Origin of the sequence: Cellulophaga sp. BC115SP, from assembly GCF_009905545.1 — a bacterium.
Lineage (GTDB): Bacteria > Bacteroidota > Bacteroidia > Cytophagales > Spirosomataceae > Flectobacillus > Flectobacillus rivi.
In genome coordinates this window covers 1-22,159 of the sequence record NZ_JAAALB010000040.1, presented here as the reverse complement: position 1 = coordinate 22,159, position 22,159 = coordinate 1, and the positions used below count along the sequence as shown (strand labels likewise).

Below are 22,159 nucleotides of genomic sequence, written 5' to 3'. Positions count from 1 at the left end.
TTCTATGAACTTAATTAGAACAGCCCTACGCAAACCCATTACTATTTTGGTATTGGTGGCAGGTATGGTCTTTTTTGGAATAAATGCAGTCCGCAATATTAAAGTGGATATTTTTCCAGATATGAACTTGCCTGTTATTTATATTTCGCACCCTTTTGGTGGATACACTCCTACTCAAATGGAGGCTTTTTTTGGTAAGCAGTATGTCAACTTATTATTGTATGTTTCGGGGGTAAAAAGTATCGAAACCAAAAACATTCAGGGACTTACCCTAATGAAGTTGACCTTTTATCAGGGTACTAATATGGCGCAAGCTGCCGCCGAAGTATCGGCGTTTAGTAACCGTGCTCAAGCCATATTTCCTCCTGGTTCACAACCTCCTTTTATTTTGCGTTTTGACGCCTCTACTTTGCCCGTTGGACAGTTGGTGTTGACCAGTGATGTTCGGTCAAATAACGAATTGCTCGATTTGGCAAATACTTACATTCGTTCGTCGTTTACTTCAATCCCAGGGTTGGTGGCGCCACCACCATTTGGAGGTAATATCCGAACGGTGGTAATAAAAGCCGATCCTGAGTTGATGCGGGCACACAATATTACGCCTGATCAAATTGTCGAAGCTATTCGACTCAACAACCAAACTTCACCTTCTGGAAACGTTCGTATTGGCGATGTCAATTATATTACGCCAGTGAATACAACCATTAAAAAGATTGAAGATTTTCAGGATATTCCAATTTTTAAAGGAGGCGTTGCCAACTTGTACCTACGTGACGTAGCAAAGGTGGAAGATGCTGCGGATATTACTACTAGTTACGCTTTGGTCAACGGCAAGCGCTCCGTATATATGGCTATTACCAAATCGGCTGATGCGTCGACTTGGGATGTAGTCCAAGATTTGAAAAAGAATCTTCCCAAATTCAAAAGTCAATTGCCTGAAGATGTACAGTTGTCTTACGAATTTGACCAAAGTGTATATGTAATGAATGCCGTAAAAAGCTTGATGAGCGAGGGCGCCATCGGTGCGGTTTTGACGGGTTTGATGGTATTACTTTTCTTGGGAGATACCCGTGGTGCTTTGATTGTGATTATGACCATTCCGACCTCGATTATTTCAGGCGTTCTATTTTTGTATTTGAGTGGACAAACCATCAATATCATGACATTGAGTGGTTTATCACTAGCGATTGGTATTTTGGTAGATGAGTCTACCGTAACGATTGAGAATATTCACCAGCATCTGGACATGGGCAAACCTAAAGCACTAGCCATTTGGGATGCTTGTAAAGAAATTGCTTTTCCAAAATTGCTGATTCTCTTTTGTATTTTGGCGGTTTTTGCACCAGCCTTTACTATGAAAGGTATTCCAGGTGCTTTGTTTTTGCCTTTATCGTTAGCCATTGGTTTCTCAATGTTGGTTTCGTTTTTACTTTCTCAAACTTTTGTCCCAATCATGGCCAACTGGATGATGAAAGGTCATGCTAAAGCCCATGCCAAACAAGCGGGTCATCCTATAACAGAAGATGAGGAGTTCCAAATGACAGGTTTAAGTCCTGAGTCAGAAAAAGATACTTTGAATCAGAAAAAAGTATTAGTAGAACCAAAACCTACTAAATTAGGAGTGTTTGACCGATTCAAAACTCGTTTTATGGCTTTTCTGGATAGACTATTACCGCATCGCAAATTGGTTGTAGGTAGCTATTTAGTGTTGGCAAGTGTGGCGGCGTTCTTTTTACTCAAAAATATTGGTCGTGATGTATTGCCAAGAGCCAATGGCGGTCAGTTTCAGGTACGTATTCGTGCCAAAGAAGGTACTCGTATTGAGCGCACAGAGCAAAAATTGATTCAGACGGTGAGTATTTTAGAACAAATGGTAGGTCGAGAAAACATTTCTATTACTTCGGCTTTTGTGGGACAACACCCTGGGTTATTTTCAACCAGTCCTATCTATTTGTTTATGAGTGGACCACACGAGGCGGTTTTACAAGTGCAACTGGAAGAGCACTATAAAGTGAATTTAGAAGATTTAAAAGAAGAGCTTCGAGAAAAAGTAAAAGCAAAAGTGCCTGATATTCAACTGTCATTTGAGCCTATTGAATTGACAGATAAGATATTAAGTCAAGGTTCGCCAACGCCAATTGAGGTTCGAATTTCGGGAAGAAATAAGAAAAATAACGAAGAGTATGCCAAAAAGGTCATAGAGAAATTGAATGAGCTACCTTATTTGAGAGATGTCCAAATCGGTCAATCAACCAACTATCCTGCTATCAATATTTCTATCGACCGTGTTCGTGCAGCACAATTGGGTATTGATATTGCCGAAATATCTCGTTCTATTACAGCCTCAACTTCGTCGTCGCGCTATACAGATAAAAGTGTTTGGGTAGATGAAAAATCAAACCAGACTTATAGTGTTCAAGTTCAAGTCCCTGAAAATCAGCTTAAAAGTATTCAGGATATTGGCGAGATTCCTATTACAAGAAACGCTAGCCGACCTGTATTGAGTGATGTGGCTACGATTACACCAAGTAAAACGTATGGCGAAAATGATAACTTAGGTGCAGTTCCAGTGATTTCGGTTACTGCCAATTTGTACAAAACTGATTTGGGTACAGCTACTACAGGCGTAACCAAAGCTTTGGATTCCCTTGGTGAACTTCCTCGTGGTTTGACGATTGAGCCAGTAGGTTTAAGTAAAGTATTGACTGAAACACTAGATAGTTTACAGTCGGGTTTGTTAGTAGCCATTGTGGTAATTTTCTTGATGTTGGCCGCTAATTTTCAATCGTTCAAGGTATCTTTCGTGGTACTTACAACGGTTCCTGCGGTAATTTTAGGAGCATTGCTCATGCTAGTAATGACTCGCTCGACCCTGAACTTGCAATCATATATGGGAATTATTATGTCGGTGGGGGTATCTATTGCCAATGCTGTATTGATGATTACCAATGCGGAGCATTTGCGTAAACATAATGGCAATGCGCTCAAGTCTGCACGTGAGGCGGCGTCATTGCGTCTGCGTCCGATTTTGATGACCAGTGTAGCGATGGTTGTTGGTATGATTCCAATGGCTTCGGGTTTGGGCGAAGGGGGAGACCAAACCTCACCTTTAGCACGTGCTGTAATTGGAGGGCTATTGGCTTCGACTTTCGCTGCCTTGGTATTTTTACCATTGGTTTTTGCTTGGTTCCAAGAAACAACCACGACTGAATCGGTTTCACTCGACCCTGAAGATGAGGAAAGTAAGCATTTTATCCCGACTATCTATCAATCAAAATAAGATTCCAACATGCAACTGACAAAAGTTATGAATTATCCAACTGTTTTTAGATATACTCTTTTTGCCACGGGATTAGTATTAAGTTCTGTGATATTTACAAGTTGTGGCGAGTCTGAAGCCAAATCTGAGCATAAAGAAAAAACGGCTTCAGCTCCAACGATTCCCACCGTAGAAGGCTTTTCTTTAGCAAAAGAAAAAATGACTGCTTCTCTACAATTGCCGGGTGAGCTAACTGCCAAGCAAGACGTAGAACTTTATGCAAAAGTCAACAGTTTTGTGCGCCAAATGACTGTCGATGTAGGTTCTGAAGTACGTGCAGGACAATTATTGGCAAGCTTGGACGCACCAGAAATCACAGCGCAGTTGACAGCAGCTTCTTCTCGTTTAAAATCACAAGAAGCTATTTATATTGCTAGCAAGGCCAATTATGATCGTTTGTATCATACCTCCCAAACCCCTGGGACTATCTCACCAAACGAATTAGATCAAGCTTTGGCACGCAAAAATGCTGATTTTGCTTTGTTAGAAGCAGCAAAAGCCAATTACAAAGAAATTGCAGATACCAAGAACTACTTAGAAGTTCGTGCTCCGTTTGATGGTACGATTTCGGTGCGTAATATTAGTTTGGGCGCCTATGTAGGTCCATCGGGCAAAGGGTCGGACAAACCGATGTTTTTCTTACAAAATCAAAAAGTGCTTCGTTTGGCTGTAGCAATTCCTGAAATGTACACTGCCTATTTATCACCACAGAGTACGATTAGTTTCAGAGTAAGATCTCGCCCAAATGAACTATTCAAAGCACAAATCAAACGTGTAGCAGGAGCATTGGACACCAAACTCCGTGCAGAACGCATTGAGATGGATATTGATAATTCAAGTAAGAAACTACTTCCAGGCATGATTGCGGAAGTCAATTTGAATATGCCTTCGCAAGTTCCTACTTTTGTGGTGCCAAAATCTGCGGTAGTAAGTGCGCCAGAAAGAGTTTTTATCATCAAGATTGTCAATGGCAATGCCGAGTGGATAGACGTAGAAAAAGGTCGTGAATCAGATGGCAAAATCGAAATTTTTGGAGACTTAAAAGAAGGCGATAAGCTTGTAAAAACCGCCAGTGAAGAAATCAGAAATGGTTTTCCTGTTAAATTAAAGTAATTGAGTGATTTGTGGTTGAGTGAATGAGTGATTGATTTTACTTGTAGAGATGTAATGCTTTACGTCTAAAGAGATGTCATTCGAAATATAGGATCAAACATGAGTCATCCCGAATTTTAAGATTGGGGTTATTCTCTAAGTTTTCATCAAAAAAGCAGTCGGAAAATATTTTCCGACTGCTTTTTTGATGCTACTATGCTAGATTTTACTCAGCTTAAGACGCAATCATTGCGTCTCTACTACCAGAATACAAATTTTAAATTAATCATTCATTCAATCGCTAAATTAGGAATGACTCATGTTTGATGAAAAGTAAACGAGTAATCACTCAATGAGATTTCCTTAAATCATCAGCACCATACTCAAGATTACAACTGCTGTGAGAGTAATAAGAAGACCTATGACATACCATGAAAAGATAGATTGAGAAATAGAAACTATTCCTCCAACGAATCTAGGCAAAATTTATAATTAACACTGATAAAGTTGCAGTATAAAATATCAGCTTTCTACACTTGTCTCCAGCACAGATGCCTTTTGATCATCTTGATATCAAATGACTGTATATTGTACCTTTTACCTAATTTATTTGCCATAAAAAATACTTTGTTATTGGTACAAGTTTATGATATGTATTTTAAACGTTTTTAGAACTTGATAGTAATTGAATGAGCTGTATCCGAAAACCAGCGTTTTTTATTCTTAGCATGCCATAACTATTATATTTTATTCTACAAATTTCTAATAATCAAGATTCTCACTCTTGGCTTATTAAGAAACGTATCGATGTCGATTTGAGCTTTTCATTCAGCAATATTTCACGAGAACTCGACTTTAATCCAATCTGTCTTGCAGTAGGAGTCAAAAAGTAAAAGCAGTTTCCGATAAAGTCATCAGAAAAGGGAAAGAGACTAACCACTTTATTGTCATTCCATTACTGGTGAAGTTTGGTAGTAATGTTATATTATTCACCTACTTTCTTGACGGAAAACATATCGATTATACCCTCTTTTGACTAACTCTTCAAATGCAAACCAAACATCTTCAGGAACTTGCTCTGGAATCTGAAAGCCCAATTCTCCATATACTTTTATACGTTGCAAATCACCGACAATCAAGTGAATAAAGGTTTCTTGATCGTCTACCAATTCTAAATATTCATGATAAGTCAGTGGTTCGGCTGCGGTCGACCATTTTACCTCAGTCCACTGTTGAGAAGCAGTATTATAAGCTCGGCGAGTCATATAAGGTTTGGCAATCAACAAACCTTCATGATGTGGTAAGCCGTGTTGTTCAATAATTTTTTTGGAAAAAAGAATATTTTCACCTGTGTTAGAGGCCTTTTCTTCTAAATAGATTTTCTCAGATGGAACGCCCAAATCTATCATGACTTGGGAAAACTTTTGTGCTTCTGTCTCCGTCCAGATTTCATTGGTGACTTTTCCCAAACCACCTGAAACGACGATATAACTTACAGGATTTTGTAAAAAATACTCGGCCGAAAACTTCGGTACACGCAAATCACTGCTTCCCAATACCAATATAAAATCGGGATGTTGAGGGACACAACGTTTATTTAGATAGTTATAAATTTTCTCTTCGGGCAACATATAAATGAGCTATTATTAATTTCTACTTGAGATACTTTTCAATCACTTTTTTCCATGCTAAATATCCCTCTCCTAACAAATGAAGTCCATCATTGGTAAATTTTGGATTCATACGACCTGTTTCGTCTACCAAACTTGTATATACATCAACGTAGACAAATGGCATTGATTCGCTCAAACTTTTCAAAGACTGATTTACTTGAATGATTTCAGCTTTTTTACTAGTATGTCCCCCGAATTTCTTGAAAGATTCATTCACAGGGAAAATACTTTGTACAAAAATCTGCGTTTTAGGCGATGTTTCATGCAAAATTGCCACAATCTGACGAATATTTTTGACCACACTATCAGGTGAAATACCTCTTGCCAAATCATTTGTGCCTATTAACAAAAATACTTTGGCTGGCTTTCTTTCAGCTACTTCATCGATTCTGTTCAATACTCCTGCGCTAATATCGCCACTGATACCTCTGTTTTTAATATGAGGATTTTGAAACATTTCAGACCATTCTCCGCCGTCGGTAATACTATTGCCCAACATAATGATATCTTTTGAGGTCTTGGGCAAAACTTTAAAAAGAGCTACTCTTTGATGGTAATAGGTTGAAAATAAAGAATCTGGAAAACGATACTTTACTTGTTGAGCCTGTGCCATAAAGGCAAAAAATAGGCCGAATACACAGCCTATTGCAAATCTGATTTTCATAGATGAAATGTTAAATATGTTCGTTTATCGTAAAATCCGTTTTAAAAATTCCCATTCAATTCTATTTTAAATGGCATCAATGGTAAATTAGCCTCGTTGACAATATTACATTTTGGATTAGGAAGCCATGCATAATTGATTTGGGTAACCTGTTTATCCGAAGGCAAGGTAAGGATTATTTTATCAGAAAAGAGCGTTATTTTTTCAGGATAAAAGAAAGATGCTTCTGTTCCTCCTAGATTAAATCCTTGCAAGATAAAGCCTCTGGGATTTAATCCATCACTGGTTTGCAGTTGTCTGGCAAAGTCAAAGCTAAGTTCAATAGTATTTCCTTTTTGCTGATATTCTTTAAAAATAGGTCCTGAATAATCAAGGGATAACTGATAGGTTTTGGCCAAAGCTAATAAACTCAGTCGCTCGCCAATAGGTTTTTTATCAGTCGGGTGAACATCCAATGAATCCCCTGTGTCGATACTCACAACCATTCCAACGTTATTAATTTTTTGACTCAACTCAAACTGACTTGCACGAAAAGCAGGCCAGCCAGAACGATTAGCAATAGCAGGAAGCTGGACTGTATAAATAGGAAAATCACCTTGATTCCATGTTTTTCGCCAGCTTTTTACCAAAGCTTCAAACAAAGGCTTGTGAATTTCGGGATGTGTGGCATTGGATTCGCCCTGATACCAAATCACGCCTTTGATGGCAAAGGGCGCTAGAGGTTTTATCCCATTATTAAACAAAAAAGAACCTGCAAATGGATGTAATAATTTACGATTGGGCGTAGCATCTTGTAACACAAGAGCCAAATTTTCATTGCTCCGCTCCAATACCCAAGGATGAATATCTTGGGCTTTTGGTAACCAATCTTTATCCACAAACTGCTGTAATTGAGGATGCGAAGCCAAACTTGCCGAATCGATATAAGCTTGGGTAGTAGTACCGCCAACGGCATTACAAATTAGCCCAATTGGTACATTGAGCTTTTGCTGTAATTGTTTACCAAAATAATAACCCACCGCCGAAAACTTAGCAGCTGTTTCGGGCGTACATAGTTGCCAGCTCGTTGGCTCATAAAACTTACCTGCTTGTAAATCAGACAAAAGACTATCACTAAATACCACCTTAGCCAAGGGACGAGCCACAGCACGGGGTGTCATGCGAAACAATCGAATTTGAGCATTATTGGCTTGAGATATTTCTTGTTTGGCATTTTTGGTTTGTTCCAAACGAAATTCCATATTGGACTGACCAGCACAAAGCCACACTTCGCCCACTAGAATATTTTGAAAAACTAGTCGCTGCTTTTGAGAAGTAACCAGTAATTGAAAAGGACCGCCCGCAGTATGAGCAGGCATATTGGCTTTCCAATGACCATTCTTATCTGTTTTAGTTTTTAGGGAAAAACCATCAAACGAAACGTTCACCTCACAACCTCGACATGACTTTCCCCAAACAGGAATAGCCATTTTCTGCTGCAATACCATATTATCGCTAAAAATAGCGGGTAATTCAAGCTGTGCTTGCGCCAATTGACTCAAGCACAGCAATTTGCATAGAAGTGTAAAAAGATATTTTTTCATGATTGCTTATTCAAAAAATGGCAAAACTGTAAACATCCATTTCACGGGATTTTGCCAATCACTTCCTTTAAAAGTACCTACAGGAGCTTTAACTTTTATTTCGTTCCAACCTTTATGTAGTTGAATCCTAATTGGTTGGCGATACTCATATCCTTCGTCAGTTAGGGGTTGTTCCAATGTAGGATTTTGCCCTGCATTCGTCCATAAAGGAGCTTCTATGAGTCGATCATTGACCCAAATTTTACTCGCACGAGTATCCCATTGAGACAGAGGCGGAACATTGGTAGCCATCGACCTAGAAATATTATTGAATCCTATCCAGCAATAGGCAGTAGTATCGGTAGGCATCCAGATTTTTTGGATAGCATACCAAGTGGTGTTTTCTTGTGGATTAGATAATATTCCTTTAACAACGGGTGACCACCAATGCCGTAAAACGACCGTACCGCCTAGTGCTTCTTGGTTAGGTATTGGGTTATGATTTAGAAAATTAGTCTGTTCTGGAACAAAAGTGCTATCAAGTTTTCCTTGATTAAAAAATGGACCAAATAATTGCCAACGAATATGTCCTTGAGGATGATAGGGAAAAGGTTTATCTCGAAAATTTTGTATTTTTTGTACAAGTAATCTCTTTTCAAAATTGTCAAATTTAGCAATAGCATCTACCTCTTTCACATCGATGTTTGTCACCCATTGTGTTTGTCCCCCTCCTACCCACGTTCGTTCCGCAAAAGCTAACATACTAGGATATACGGCATTCATGGTTAATAAATCTTTTTCTTGGCGAATGTTTCTATCATGCCACAGACACAAAGTGGCGCCTATTACCTGCTGGTCTGATTGTGAACGATCGCCAATTTTTCGTTGAAAAAGTGTTGTTACAACCTCCAGCGGGTCTATATGATTGATATACAAATGTCGAGAATCGATATAAACTTCTCCCTCAGGAATAGACTCGTGTCCCATCCATAATTGTCTGATGGTATTTTGGGGTAAATTCCCCCCAGGCGACCAGCCAATTACTTTTTTTCCAAAACTTTTGACATATTGAGTCATTTCAGGCAAAAAGTCTTGATTGGTGATTTTTACCTCGTCGCCCCCAATATGAAAATGCTTAATCGGATACGTTTGACAAACTTCTTTGATAATTTCTTTGACAATTTTTACGCCTTCTGTACTCTGCATCGATACACCCATCGCTCGTTCAAATGCCTGACTATGACCGGGCATATCTATTTCAGGAACAAATTCGATATGTCGTTCTTTACAATAATCTATCAATTGCATCATGTCAGAAATACGATAAAAATTCCCTTTTTGACGCAACATCGTATTGGCATCGGTAAGTTGGGGATACTTTTTTATCGCTAATCTCCAAGCCACATCTTCGGTCAGATGAAAATGAAAAACGTTGAGCTTATAACTGGTCATCACGTCGATTTGCTCTTTCAGCTGTGACATAGATTGGTAGTTACGACCAACATCTACCAAATAGCCTCGCCATGCAAAAGCTGGGCTGTCCTTGATAGAACAACCCTGAATTTCCTTGTTTTTTTGTAGCTGTAAAAAGGTTTGTATACCATTAAAAACCCCGTGCGAGGTATTAGCTTTTAGCATCACTTTTTGAGAAAACACCTCAAGTTGATAAGCTTCTTCAGGTAAATGGCTGGCAATAACTTGACCTAAACTCAAACTGATGCCTTGTAGAGGAGCATTTTTTTGAAAAAGAACTTTTAGCTTATATCCCTTTTTTGAAAGCTGTTTCTGTAAAAAAATTGCTTCGGATTTTAAACTTTTATCATTGTAGTAAACGGCCATTGCCTGAGTCAAATCAAATGCTTGTGTTGTCCAAGTCAATTGTTTGGGCAAAGGAATCAAACTTGGATACTGTGGTGTTTGACTCAAAGCAAAAAAATGGCTCAAGAACATCCACAAGCTTACCATTATCAATCTTACTTCCATGACACAGTGTGAAAAATAATTTGCTTATAGTTGTCCTTTTCGTACAAAATCCCAATTTGATTTTTTCCCACTGGCACAATATCCGAATAGGCGGCATTGTCGCGTGAATGCCCTGCTTCGGCTTTGTCGATAACCCAATTTTTCACCCACGTTTTTCCTTCGTCATAACTAATTCTTAATGTAAGGTTATCTCTATTTTTGGTATCTGCGGCATTACAAAAAGCAAGAATAGTCCTTTTGCCTTCTGTAAAGCTCAGAATACTTCCTTGGCATACAGGGTCTGGAAGGTTTGGGTCAAAATAGGTATCGTGCCAATGTTGTCCCCCATCGTTACTAATCGCTACAATTCGCTGACGAATATCTCCTTTTTGATTACGAGCATTAAACATCAATTTATTGCCTGACAAAGGAGCTGCTGTAGCTTCATTCCCTCCTGCAATGTTGATGGTTTCGCTCAAATGAAAAGTTTTTCCGTGGTCATCGCTATAAAATCCGTGCGCAAAATAATCTACAAAATGAGCCTGTGGTTCGCCCTGCGAGTGATTGGCAGCCACATAGATACGCCCTTTGTATTTGCCTTTCAAAAACTGTGTAGCATGCCCAGGCGTATTGGCATACGAACGCCAATCTTCCTGAAACTGATAGGCAGGATTAATCTTCGGTTGGTTAGGTCTATGTACTTGCGTGGTGATATTCTGAGGCTTCGACCACGTGTGACCTGCATCAACAGAGGTTACAAACCAAACTTCTCTAATTCCATGCCCTTTTCGAATTTCTCCTTCGTGGTTATTTCCAGTATTGTAAAACAAGAAAATACGTCCTTGCGGATACTTTGGGTCGGTAAGGTCAACGACTGGCGCAGGATTACCCGCTTGAAGAGAATCATAATTGATAGCAACTTCGATATTACCCCATGTTTTTCCTTGGTCTTTGCTACGTTTCAGAACAATATTAATATCTCCAAAATCACCACTTCCGTTGACTCTCCCCTCGGCAAAAGCCAATAATTCACCCGAAGGTAAACCAATTATGGCAGGTATTCTAAAAGACTTATGTCCCTCTTGTCCTGAGGTAAAAACAGGCACTTGCGCCCACAATTGACTTGTCAACAAGACACTCAGAATGATTACTAGTATTTTTTTCATAGTTATAGTTAAATATCTAACGCTGATGTTCTATCCTCTTTTTTCTAAAAAGTCATTCAAAATTTTATAACAATACCATTCTTGGCGAGGTAAATGAAAAGGTCCTTTAAACAAATTACCCTTGGCAGTTTGCGCAAGGCTTCCATCACGGTGTAAATACCCATACCATTCACCATTAATAGGGTCATGAAAGTGCTGGTAGGCATAGTCATGTACCATTTGATGCCACTGTGCATATTTTTCGTTTCCTGTCATCAAGTAAGCCAATAAAGTGGCAATAATGGTTTCGTTATGTGGCCACCAAAACTTCATATCTTGCCAATATTCTTGTACAGGTTTGTCGTAAACATCTCTAAAATACAAAATACCACCATGTTCTTTATCCCAACCTCTTTCCCACATATAATCGAGCATTTTACAACCTAATTCAATCAGATGTGGGTCGTTGTGACGGTATTGAGCTTCGTGCAAAATAAACCAAGCGCCTTCAATCGCATGTCCAGGGTTGAGAGTACGCCCGTCGATATGGTCGATAATACTACCATCGAGCGCCACACTTTCCATCACACAGCGAATATCGTCTTTGACAAAATACTGTTCTATTTGCTGAATCCAAGTTTCAATCCAAACATCACAGCGTTCATCACCAATGGTTTCACGAAGTTGCTGGGCGGTGTTCATCATAATCATCGGTACACCTATACCTCGCGTTGGACGAGTATTTGTAAACTTTGCTGGTAGTAAGGTTGGATTGGTAGCGTACTCCAAACATTTACCAAATAACTCACGAGCTTTTTGAGCCGCAGCCTCATCGCCCGATGCTTTGGCATAAGCAGCGTGAGCAATTACAGCAAAAGTTTCAGAGAAATAGTAACGACGTTTTCTAATACCTTCGCCTTGTCGAGTTACATGAAAAAACATTTGTCCGTCGGTATCAAAGCAATGTTTGTTCAGAAAATCTATCCCATTTTTGGCACCATTGAGCCACATTTCATTTTCGCCAAAAGTATTCACCAAAGTCGAAAGTGTCCAACTTGCCCTTCCCTGAATCCAAACAGCTTTATCATCGTCGATGAGCGATCCATCTTGATCTCTCATGAGCAGATAACCGCCATATTCCCAATCTATACTTCGAGGAAACCAAAAGGGTATGGTATCTTCTAGTAATTGTTTTTTATAAAAATCTCTTAATGTTGTAAGTCGTTGGATGTTCATTTTGGATTGTATATTTTTAGAAATTGAAAGAAAAGGGAGAGCCTTACCTTGATGAAGCATGTACACATCAGGTAATCAATCGCTCTTCTCTTTGTCCATAACTATCCAATTTTCACTTTGCTATTTTGGGCTTTATTGATGCTAGAAAAATCCCTAAGGCGATAAAAACTAAGCCTCCCAAACTCGCTAAATCATATCCTAGATTTCCTTGGTCGGTAGATTTTCCTAGAATATTGGTAATCAATGCTCCTGCGAATACCCCACACATATTCATAAGTCCGTAGGCAGTACCGCGTTGTTTTTCGGAAACGATTTGACAAAGAATAGGCATATTGTTGGCGTCGAACATGCCATATCCTAACCCAAAACAGATAGCAGCTCCTACCAAATGCCAAACTTCCGTACCAAAACCGAGTAAAAACAAGGCAGGAATCGTGAGTCCCAAACCTATGGTACTCACAAAAATTCGTCCTCGAATATGCGTTTGTATCCATCGGTCAGATAAATATCCTCCTGCAAGAACGCCAACCAAAGAGGAAAATGCCATGGTGATGGTAGACAGTGGACCCGCCTGAGCCATATCAATACTGAGACTTTGAGAAAATAGCGTAGGAAGCCAATTTTTGATACCCCAGCCTGACAAACTAGGAATCGTAAAATAAAGTAATAACAAGATAAAAGCGGTATTCCCAAACAAGCTTTTCAAATTATTAACTATCTGATTTTCTGACAATTCAATACTACTATCTTCTATTTTTTTTCGATTTTCTTTTAATAAAACCATTAGTAAAAGGGCGTATCCCACACCGACAAAACCAAATAGTTGAAAAGTTGCTTGCCATGAAAAAGATGCTGCAATCGTTGCTCCAAATCCACCGAGCGATTGACCTATATACAAGCCCGTCATGTGAATGCCAATGGCAATTGAACGACTTTTAGAATCATGATAATCAGCAATAAGCGACAAAGCGGCAGGAATGTACAACGATTCGCTAAAGCCCATCAATGCCCGAAGAGCCAATAATTGAGGAAAATTTTGAGCAAAACCCATCAATAATGTCACAGCAGACCATACAAACAAGCTACTGACAATAATCCATTTGCGATTAATCCGGTCGGCAGCCAATCCTGAGATAGGACTCATAAGCCCATATATCCAAAGAAAAATGGCCATTAATTGCCCAAAATTTGTAGCAGTCTGAAGCTCAACAATCGACACCTGCATGCTTGCTTTCATGGTCGAAAGCATCTGTCGGTCGAGATAGTTGAGCAATGCTACCACCCAAAGTAGCGCTACAACAAGCCATTTATAGTTTTTGGAATTCGATAACATTTTAATTGGTGATTTTGGATTTCTGATTGCGGACATCAACCTCGGTATTGTGTTTTATGAAAAACAATTTTAAACTGTTTAAAATAGTGAGTCCAAGACTAAGTCTTGAACTAGGAACTTCGATTTTAATTAGCATTGATTTTTAAATATAATATTCTGACTACTAACACTTTAAATCACCACTCACAATTCATAACTCATCACTAACACATACCTTTTCTAAAACCCTATTTGATTTCTCCTACTAATATTCCTACACTTCTTACTCCTGCTTTTATTTCGCCTGAGGGAATAATGACTTTGTTATCCCAAATAATTGCCGTAGTGGTTACTGGCACAGAAAAAGGAATTTTCCCAAGCTTTTTCCATGTATTTTTCTGGGAATCAAACAGTAATATTTCTCGACTAAAACCTGGGTGATTGACCTGTAGATTATTTTTTTGGGCAATGAGTTTAGCCTTCCTCTCAGGGTCTGATTCTTGGGCAATTTGTGCCAACAAAATTTCTACCTGATGAAATGTTTCGCCCTTATCTCCACCAAATAACATACATTGATTTTTGCCTACCACAACCCCAGTTCCTGCCGAAATAGCATAAGGCAAAGATTTCTGTGCAGTCCAAGCTTTTTTATGACTATAAAAAAAATAGCAAGAATCGTAAAAGTCGCTTATGCCATTGGCTTGCCTTTGGCGTCCGCCAACTAGATATAATTGATGGTTGAGATTAAACAGTAAAGAATGTGAAAGACGCACAGGAAGCACTGCAACGAGTTGCCAACCAAGTGATATGTGTTTCAAATCTAATTTGAGTAATTGATTCGAAACACCCGTTGGGGTTTCGCCACCAGCCAAGTAAATATCCGAATCATGAACTATGGTGGCTGCCGCATTACTAATTCCTTGTGGTAAATCAGGTAAAGATTCTATGGCTGGTTGTTCCTTCTGCGGATTCCATTTGAGAACAAAAACCTCTTTTCGATAACCTTCTTGGTCTTCACCACCGATGCAAATCAGCCCTTGAGAAGACTGAACGGTGGTCGTATAAGCCATTTTTTGAGGCAGTCGAAAAGTTTGAGAATGCCAGAAAAGCGCCCTGTTAGTATCTTTGTGTAATACATAAATGTCATCGAAATACTTCTTTTTTCCACCCTCCCAAGGCAAAGCATCTTCAAAATTAGCTCCACCAGCTATCATCAACACATTTTGAGATACCCCAACGATTGGTCCAGCCAAACCCGCTTGTTTGGTATGTCCATTGGCTACTGGCAATGAATGTAATACCGACCACTGAATTTGAGGCGGTACATCACTCAGCACATCGTTGGTATATCCTATACAAGAAATAATCGTAGACATAAGTAAATTTTTCATAATTTAAGCATGCATTTTTGAACAAAATACAGAGAAATTCAATGCTTCAACATCCTTCTTGAAAAGTTCGAATTGAGTATCTGTCATATTTCTAACGGGTAGCCTAAACGTTCCGCAATCCATATCAACTAATTTCATATAGGCTTTTCCTGTTGCGATTCCTCCATATTTGCCCAACAAACGAATCATTTCGATAGATTGCATTTGTAAGGCTCTAGCTTTAGGTAAATCATTTTTGTCAAAAGCCTCAATCAAATCATGGTACAAAGGTGCGGCATAGTTGAAGGTACTTCCTACGGCACCTTTTGCCCCTAAACTCAAAGCCGCCAGCATATTTTCATCGCGCCCCCAAAGCATATCATATTTCCTGCTTTGAAATTCTAGACATGACTGATAATCCATGAAATCCTCATGCGTATATTTGATTCCTGCAAAATTGGGTACTTTTCCATCTATGGCTTTCAACAAATCATACATGGCAAAGTTAACGCCAGTCAACACAGGAATATGGTAATAGTAAAAAGGCATCTCAGGCACTACAGAAGCTACTTCTTGACAAACCTCTGCAAGCTTTTCTACAGAACTTGGTTTAAAATAAAAGGGCGAAGTAAACGAAATAGCATACAAGCCTAATTCTTGAGCATATAGCGCCAACTCTTTACAATCGGCAATACTTGTACCGCCCAAAAAAAGCATTACTTTAAAATCTGGATCACCTAAAGTTGCGTTCGCCCAAGCCTGAGCAACCGCTCGTTTTTCGGTATGCGTCAACGAAACCCCTTCGCCTGTTGAGCCACAAATAAAGGCACCTGTCACACCATTGGATTTGAGCAAATGGTAATATTCTTCAATCAATTCCAGATGCAAACTTCCATTTGAGTGCATAGGAGTAAAAGGAGCAGCAATAAGTCCTTGAAGATGAGCTATTTTCATATTAGTATTATTTATTTCTGGGATAATGAATCAAAGGTATAGAGGTACAGTTTCACACTAAAATCTTTTCACTTGTACCTCTATAATTGCCTTTTTTATAGTTTTCTTAATTCAAATTAAAAGCTTGGATACCCCGTTGTTTGTACCAACGAACGGTTATTTGTCAATGAGTTACGGTCGATTGGCCATAGCACTTTATAAGCTTCGTTGCTTGATAAAGTCGTATTGGCAAAAACATAGCTATTACCAAATCTACGAAGGTCGTACCAACGTTTTCCTTCAAAAATGAACTCAAACAAACGTTCATCTAAGATAGCATTTTTAGGGTCTTTATCTCTGGCTTGATTCGGAAAGCCATATTTACTAGCCACATAATTAGCCCCAAAAGCCCTAGCACGCACCTGATTGATTTCGGTAGAAGGATCTTGACCTAACAGTATTTTCGCTTCGGCAGTAAGTAACAACAAATCAGCAAAACGATAAATCGGATAATCGTTAGTATATACACGTGAGCCTGCATTTTGCTCGCCTTGGAATTTATTGGTAAAACAGCCTACTAGCTCAAAACCTGTGCTACGCTTCTCAAAAGCTGGCTGAATCGAAGACAAACGACGAGTATCAGCTTCATCAAATTTTTTGAATGTGGCAATACGCACAGGGGCACGCAATAAGCCACTCCAGTTGTCAACATTTACGTTGAACTGGCGAGAGCCATTCAAGTCATAAAAGTTTGAAATTAAGCCTGTTTGTGGAACAAAGCTACTTGATACAAAACCCATACTTGCTTCATTCAACACATAGCGAATAGCAAAAATGATTTCGTTATTACCTTTATTATTTGAGGCAAAAACATTGCTAAAACTTGGCAACAGCGTAAGGTTTGGGATATTGGTTCTGATTTCGTTCAAAGCATTCAATGCTGTTGTAGCATCGGCTACGCCACCACCTCTTTGACTATTCCATAATGATACTTCTGCTTTGAGCATCAATGAAGCGGCTTTTGACCAATAGCCTTTATTATTTCTGAAAGAATAATCGCTACCAAAACTAGCAATAGATTTATCAATATCTGATTTTATCAAATCCATCACTGCTGATTCTGGAGAAGCCTCCTTCGCCAAGTTGGCAATATCAATGGACAAAACTGGCTCAGTCTGAATCACTACGCTTCCCCATGTACGATACAAATGGAAGTAGTAATAGGCACGCATACCGTAGGCTATGCCCAAATAGTAATTCTTGTTGGTAGTACTTACGATATTGGTCGTATTTAACTTACTAATCAATAAATTCAACTGCACAATATTGGTATAAAATCCTCCAAAATTGCTCACGCCTGAATTGTCTAAATCGAGGGTATGTTGCCACATTCTTTCTAAGCCTTGTGTGGCCTCACCCGTGAAGGTACTGGCACTATTAGCTTCAGTACCAAATATATCAGAGCGCATTTCGCCCAAAGCTTGAATATTGGCATTATGACTTCTTAGTCTTGAATGAACTCCTGAAATAAAAGCATCGAATTGATCGGCTGTTTTCCAATAATTAGCGTCACTGATGCTACTGATGGGCGCTAGATCGAGACTTGTATTACAAGCAGTCATTCCCAAACCTATCGCTATTCCTAAAAAGGTTATCTTAAATATCTTTTTCATAAATCGGTTTCTTTAATATTAAAATGACACTTGTACTCCCATCACAACAGTTCTTGGCGTTGGATACGTACCCGAATAGATTCCTCCTGAAGCTGGCTCTGGCGAAGGACCGCTAAACTTCGTGATATAGAAAAGGTTATTGAAGTTGGCGTAAATACGAGCTTGAGAGAATAGTTTATTCACGATGGTACTTTTTGACAAATCATAAGAAAGCGTAATTTCACGGCAAGCTAAGTAATCACCTTTTTCATAAAATCTTGAATTGTTGCCATTCAAAACCGCTCCAGCGTTATTGGCTCTCGTATAGTTTTTCTTTCCTGCTGGTGCTCCTACTTGATCTGCATAATACACTTTTGGAATATCAGTATCGGTATTGGTTGGTGACCAAGCATTTTTCTGCAATTCGAGATAGTTGAAAGTTCCCTGATAGTTACCCAGTGTACGAGCCACAAGGTCATTATAAATTGTATGTCCTAATGCAAAATCAAATCTGGTAAAGAGAGAAAAACGCTTGTAAGACAAGGTTGAAGTAAATCCTCCTATGACATTGGGATTAACATTGCCCAAATACACTTGGTCGCGAGAGTCGATGATATTGTTGTTATCTACGTCGAGCCAATTGACATCTCCTGGGGCAATTTTATTAGTCATCGTTGTCGATGGACCGCCAATTCCTGCGATATTATCTACTCTATTACCCGCAATACGAGCTACTTCTTCATCATTTTTGAAAATCGACACTTGTTTGTAGCCATAAATAGCACCCAATGGCTGACCTTCTTGCAAACCTCCTACCCACACTACTTTTCCTTGTGCAGGGTCATACACTTGCAATCCGCCTTGGCGATTATTTTCATTGCCGTTGTATGGAAGTTGTAAAATTTTGTTTGCAACAAATGAAACATTACCTCCTACATTCCAAACTAATCCGTTTGGTTTTTGTAGAATTGTTGCATTCAAAGTCAATTCTAACCCCGTGTTTTGGAACGTTCCCAAATTGGTACGTACAGAGCTGTATCCTGTATAACTTGGTAGGGTCAAGTTGGTCAACAAATCGCTGGTACGACGGTCATAATAATCCACCATCAAGCTGATACGATTTTTGAGTAAACCAACGTCTACACCAACGTCCAAAGTAGTACTTTTCTCCCAGCGCAAGCCTGTGTTAATAATACTTGTACTCAAAAAGCCCAAATTGGTATTATAATTTCCTTGAGAACCATAAACTCCTTGCACTTCATAATTTCCAATACCTGCAACGTTACCGTTTACCCCGTAACTAAATCTTGGTTTTACCGAACTCACGTAATCACTCAAACTACTATTTTTAAAAAACTCCTCTTTGTGTAAATTCCAACCTGCCGACATTCCCGGAAAAATACCAAATCGATTATCCGAAGCCAAACTTGAAATACCATCTCTTCTTACCACAAAATTCAACAAATAGCGTTCATCAAAATCATAGTTCAAACGACCAAATTGTGAGAAAATACGATATTCATCTTTATAAGAATAATTACTTCCAGCAGCAAATGTGGTCGAAGCATTGGCGGTTTCAATGTCATCGGTTGGTGCATTTTGACCTAAAACTTGCATTTCAAAAGTTTTTTGTTTGAAATATTCCGTACCAATCATGGCAGTCAAATGATGCTTATCTCCAAGATTTTTCTGGTAATTCAAAATCGCATTGTATTGCTGTTGGAACGAACGAGAGAATAGCGATGACGCATTTCTAGTAGTATTACTATACGACACTGGATTAGTGTACAAGTTTGTATAGTTTTGAGTGGCTAAACTAAATGAGTTATTCAGTGACTCAAACAAATACGCATTGCCTGAGACTTTCAAATACAAATCTTTGGTAATATCATACTTCGCCGAAGCATTAACTGTAATACGATTTACCTCATTTTCACGCTTTGTTTTCTGTAACCAATACAGCGGATTTCCATCCGTAACTCCATTGCCAGGATTTGGCTGAGTTTTCAAAGAGTCTAACCAAGGATTCATCGTTGGCCAAATGGCTAAACTTCTGTACAAAGTATTGGCTTCAGAGCCAAGCGTTCCGATTTGAGACGAAGTTGAAAACGTTGCTCCCGTCGAAATTTCTAAATTAGGTCTTACTTTGTAAGAACCATTCAGATTTCCCGTATAGCGTTTGTAATCAGAACCCACAATGACACCTTGTTCGTTGTAATAGTCAAAACTTGCAAAGTACTTTCCTTTATCATTGCCACCTTCTACACTCAGGTAATGGTCTTGCGTATAGGTATTTCTAAAAATCAAATTCTCAATTTCGCCACCATGATCTTTGTATAAAATTGAACCACCATAAGGGTCGTCCATCGATTGCCAACCTTGCGCTAGCAAACCCGCATTGGCAGGCGTATTGGCACGAATATCAAATAAGCCTAAATTGGCAACATCCGTCAATAAGCCATACCCACGAGTGGCATTAACTTGCGCCAATGTTCTACCTGAGTTCAAATTTCCCAAACGATTGTAATAGATATAATCACGAGCATTCATGTACTTATATCCTTCTCGATTTTGGTTGTAACCCAAGGTAAATTTGTAATTCACTCTTGCCACACCTGCTTTTCCTTGTTTGGTAGTAATCAAAATAACCCCATTGTTGGCTCTTGCTCCATAAATGGCTGTTGAGGCTGCATCTTTCAAAAGCTCCATCGATTCAATATCGTCTGGAGCAATGTCATTAAGTGCTCTAATGACACCATCAACTACCACTAGCGGCGCTCCAGGGCTGTTGATTGAAGCTCCCCCACGAAGCAAAATAGTAGGTGCAGCGCCTGGCGTTCCTGAACGGTTGATGACTTGCAAACCTGCCAAAGATCCTTGTAAGGCTGTCCCAAGGTTAGCCCTTGGAGCATTCGCCAATATATCTTTTTCAAGCTTTCCAATCGAACTCGTAATATTTCGTCTCGATTGTGTGCCATAACCTACCACCACTACCTCTCCCAAAGAAGTAACATCCGAACGCAACTGAATGCTCAGATTTGTTGCAGTTCCTATTTTGATTTCCTCCTTGATATATCCCACATAGCTAATCACCAAAATATCTCCTTCTGAAGCCACCAACGCAAACTCTCCTTTTTCGTTAGTGCTGGCACCTTGTGTTTTCCCTTTCAAGAGAATCGAAACACCGGGCAGCGCTTCGCCACTTTCTAAGGCGGTAATTTTTCCGCTCACTTTTTTGCTTTGCCCCCATGAAACAAATGTCCACAAAATGCAAATCATGAGTAAACCCACTCTCTGATAAATGTTTTTCATAATATAGCTTAGTTAATGTATTATGTATGACATAACAAAGGTATAGACTAGCGAATCATTTATGCAAGTTTTTAGTAAAATTTTTATAAATTATTTTAACTTAGTAGTAAATACTTACTTTATTGAGGCATTACTACTTACTTTCATGTATTTTATTCAATAACATGTAATACTTATAAGTACAACTATGAGGATTTATTTATACAAAATAGTTGATTTATCAAAAAATATATACTTCATGTTAGACAAAATAATAAAATGGCTATTAAATGCCTTTCAGGTCTAAATTTCATGGTTTTTGCTTTTCAAATTCGATAGATTATACTACTTTTATAAAAATAAGTAATACATATTATGACAAATGAAGACTTTAGCGATAGCTTTATCGCAGTAGATAATAGTTCGTTGGTAGATAAAGTTGAGGCCAATTTGGTAGAGTTGCTCCAAAGCAGAAAACTTAAAGTTGGTGATGTAATTCCCAAAGAAGTGGAATTAGTCGAACTCTTGGGCGTGAGTAGAACCGTAATTCGTGAAGCGATTACTCGACTTCGAACCATGGGAATTATCGAATCCAAAAAGAAAAAAGGTTCAGTAATTACAAGCCCCGACATTGTAAGCATCATGAGCAAAAGCATGAATCCTTACATTCTGGATGAGGATACTTTGCGTGAAATTTTTGAGTTGCGCCTGGTTTTGGAAATCGGTATGGCTGATTTGATTTTTCAAAAAATCACGCAAAAGGATATCGATGAGTTGAAGGAAATTGTCAAAAACGAACCTACTTCTAGCGAATCGCATTTGTTCAACATTGAACACGAAATAAATTTTCATGGGAAGCTCTATGAAATTACTGGCAACAAAACGCTCAAAAGTTTCCAGAAAATGTTACTCCCGATTTTTGATTATGTCCACAATAGCGGCCTGCTA

General features: G+C 38.9%; 14 protein-coding genes. 3 read left to right on the top strand and 11 right to left on the bottom strand.

The genetic code is table 11. The features are described 5' to 3' along the window. Positions 1-4: 4 nt before the first annotated feature. Positions 5-3,280 carry an efflux RND transporter permease subunit gene (locus tag GVN22_RS21395; protein ID WP_166553049.1) on the top strand — a complete coding sequence of 1,092 codons (3,276 nt, stop codon included), beginning with the start codon at positions 5-7 and terminating at the stop codon, positions 3,278-3,280. A gap of 9 nt (positions 3,281-3,289) precedes the next feature. Next, on the top strand, positions 3,290-4,432 hold the full coding sequence (locus tag GVN22_RS21390; RefSeq protein ID WP_240915733.1) for an efflux RND transporter periplasmic adaptor subunit: 1,143 nt from the start codon (positions 3,290-3,292) through the stop codon (positions 4,430-4,432). A gap of 968 nt (positions 4,433-5,400) precedes the next feature. Here the strand turns inward: GVN22_RS21390 and GVN22_RS21385 are convergent. The 11 genes from GVN22_RS21385 to GVN22_RS21335 form a co-directional block, all read right to left on the bottom strand. Then, positions 5,401-6,042 carry a YdcF family protein gene (locus tag GVN22_RS21385; RefSeq protein WP_166553048.1) on the bottom strand — a complete coding sequence of 214 codons (642 nt, stop codon included), beginning with the start codon at positions 6,040-6,042 and terminating at the stop codon, positions 5,401-5,403. Between the two features lie 22 nt (positions 6,043-6,064). Continuing rightward, positions 6,065-6,748, bottom strand: coding sequence for a GDSL-type esterase/lipase family protein (locus tag GVN22_RS21380; RefSeq protein ID WP_205690992.1), 684 nt, complete (start codon positions 6,746-6,748; stop codon positions 6,065-6,067). Between the two features lie 41 nt (positions 6,749-6,789). Continuing rightward, positions 6,790-8,331: a sialate O-acetylesterase gene (locus tag GVN22_RS21375; RefSeq protein WP_166553047.1), complete on the bottom strand. Its 1,542-nt coding sequence runs from the start codon at positions 8,329-8,331 to the stop codon at positions 6,790-6,792. Between the two features lie 6 nt (positions 8,332-8,337). Beyond that, complete coding sequence (locus GVN22_RS21370) at positions 8,338-10,293, bottom strand: family 20 glycosylhydrolase (protein ID WP_166553046.1); 1,956 nt, start codon at positions 10,291-10,293, stop codon at positions 8,338-8,340. Then, a complete protein-coding gene (locus GVN22_RS21365; RefSeq protein ID WP_166553045.1) occupies positions 10,284-11,438 on the bottom strand; it encodes an exo-alpha-sialidase in 1,155 nt (384 codons plus the stop codon). The genes GVN22_RS21370 and GVN22_RS21365 overlap by 10 nt, the downstream gene beginning before the upstream one ends. 30 nt (positions 11,439-11,468) lie before the next feature. Then, positions 11,469-12,653, bottom strand: a complete 1,185-nt coding sequence (locus tag GVN22_RS21360; protein ID WP_166553044.1) for an AGE family epimerase/isomerase — start codon at positions 12,651-12,653, stop codon at positions 11,469-11,471. 112 nt (positions 12,654-12,765) lie between these two features. Then, positions 12,766-13,986: an MFS transporter gene (locus GVN22_RS21355; RefSeq protein ID WP_166553043.1), complete on the bottom strand. Its 1,221-nt coding sequence runs from the start codon at positions 13,984-13,986 to the stop codon at positions 12,766-12,768. Positions 13,987-14,213: 227 nt separating this feature from the next. Next, positions 14,214-15,356, bottom strand: coding sequence for a hypothetical protein (locus GVN22_RS21350; protein WP_166553042.1), 1,143 nt, complete (start codon positions 15,354-15,356; stop codon positions 14,214-14,216). A gap of 3 nt (positions 15,357-15,359) precedes the next feature. Continuing rightward, a complete protein-coding gene (locus GVN22_RS21345; RefSeq protein WP_166553041.1) occupies positions 15,360-16,289 on the bottom strand; it encodes a dihydrodipicolinate synthase family protein in 930 nt (309 codons plus the stop codon). A 116-nt stretch (positions 16,290-16,405) separates the two neighbouring features. Next, complete coding sequence (gene nanU / locus GVN22_RS21340) at positions 16,406-17,941, bottom strand: SusD family outer membrane lipoprotein NanU (RefSeq protein ID WP_166553040.1); 1,536 nt, start codon at positions 17,939-17,941, stop codon at positions 16,406-16,408. An 18-nt stretch (positions 17,942-17,959) separates the two neighbouring features. Further along, a complete protein-coding gene (locus GVN22_RS21335) occupies positions 17,960-21,232 on the bottom strand; it encodes a TonB-dependent receptor (RefSeq protein ID WP_166553039.1) in 3,273 nt (1,090 codons plus the stop codon). A 354-nt stretch (positions 21,233-21,586) separates the two neighbouring features. On the opposite strand from GVN22_RS21335, the gene GVN22_RS21330 reads away from it, so the two are divergent. Continuing rightward, the coding region (locus GVN22_RS21330) for a FadR/GntR family transcriptional regulator (protein WP_166553038.1) at positions 21,587-22,159 on the top strand (573 nt) is incomplete at its 3' end.

Coding starts and splice junctions, on each gene's coding strand:
- GVN22_RS21395 (WP_166553049.1), top strand. CDS start 5: ATGAACTTAATTAGAACAGCCCTACGCAAACCCATTACTATTTTGGTA.
- GVN22_RS21390 (WP_240915733.1), top strand. CDS start 3,290: ATGCAACTGACAAAAGTTATGAATTATCCAACTGTTTTTAGATATACT.
- GVN22_RS21385 (WP_166553048.1), bottom strand. CDS start 6,042: ATGTTGCCCGAAGAGAAAATTTATAACTATCTAAATAAACGTTGTGTC.
- GVN22_RS21380 (WP_205690992.1), bottom strand. CDS start 6,748: ATGAAAATCAGATTTGCAATAGGCTGTGTATTCGGCCTATTTTTTGCC.
- GVN22_RS21375 (WP_166553047.1), bottom strand. CDS start 8,331: ATGAAAAAATATCTTTTTACACTTCTATGCAAATTGCTGTGCTTGAGT.
- GVN22_RS21370 (WP_166553046.1), bottom strand. CDS start 10,293: ATGGAAGTAAGATTGATAATGGTAAGCTTGTGGATGTTCTTGAGCCAT.
- GVN22_RS21365 (WP_166553045.1), bottom strand. CDS start 11,438: ATGAAAAAAATACTAGTAATCATTCTGAGTGTCTTGTTGACAAGTCAA.
- GVN22_RS21360 (WP_166553044.1), bottom strand. CDS start 12,653: ATGAACATCCAACGACTTACAACATTAAGAGATTTTTATAAAAAACAA.
- GVN22_RS21355 (WP_166553043.1), bottom strand. CDS start 13,986: ATGTTATCGAATTCCAAAAACTATAAATGGCTTGTTGTAGCGCTACTT.
- GVN22_RS21350 (WP_166553042.1), bottom strand. CDS start 15,356: ATGAAAAATTTACTTATGTCTACGATTATTTCTTGTATAGGATATACC.
- GVN22_RS21345 (WP_166553041.1), bottom strand. CDS start 16,289: ATGAAAATAGCTCATCTTCAAGGACTTATTGCTGCTCCTTTTACTCCT.
- nanU (WP_166553040.1), bottom strand. CDS start 17,941: ATGAAAAAGATATTTAAGATAACCTTTTTAGGAATAGCGATAGGTTTG.
- GVN22_RS21335 (WP_166553039.1), bottom strand. CDS start 21,232: ATGAAAAACATTTATCAGAGAGTGGGTTTACTCATGATTTGCATTTTG.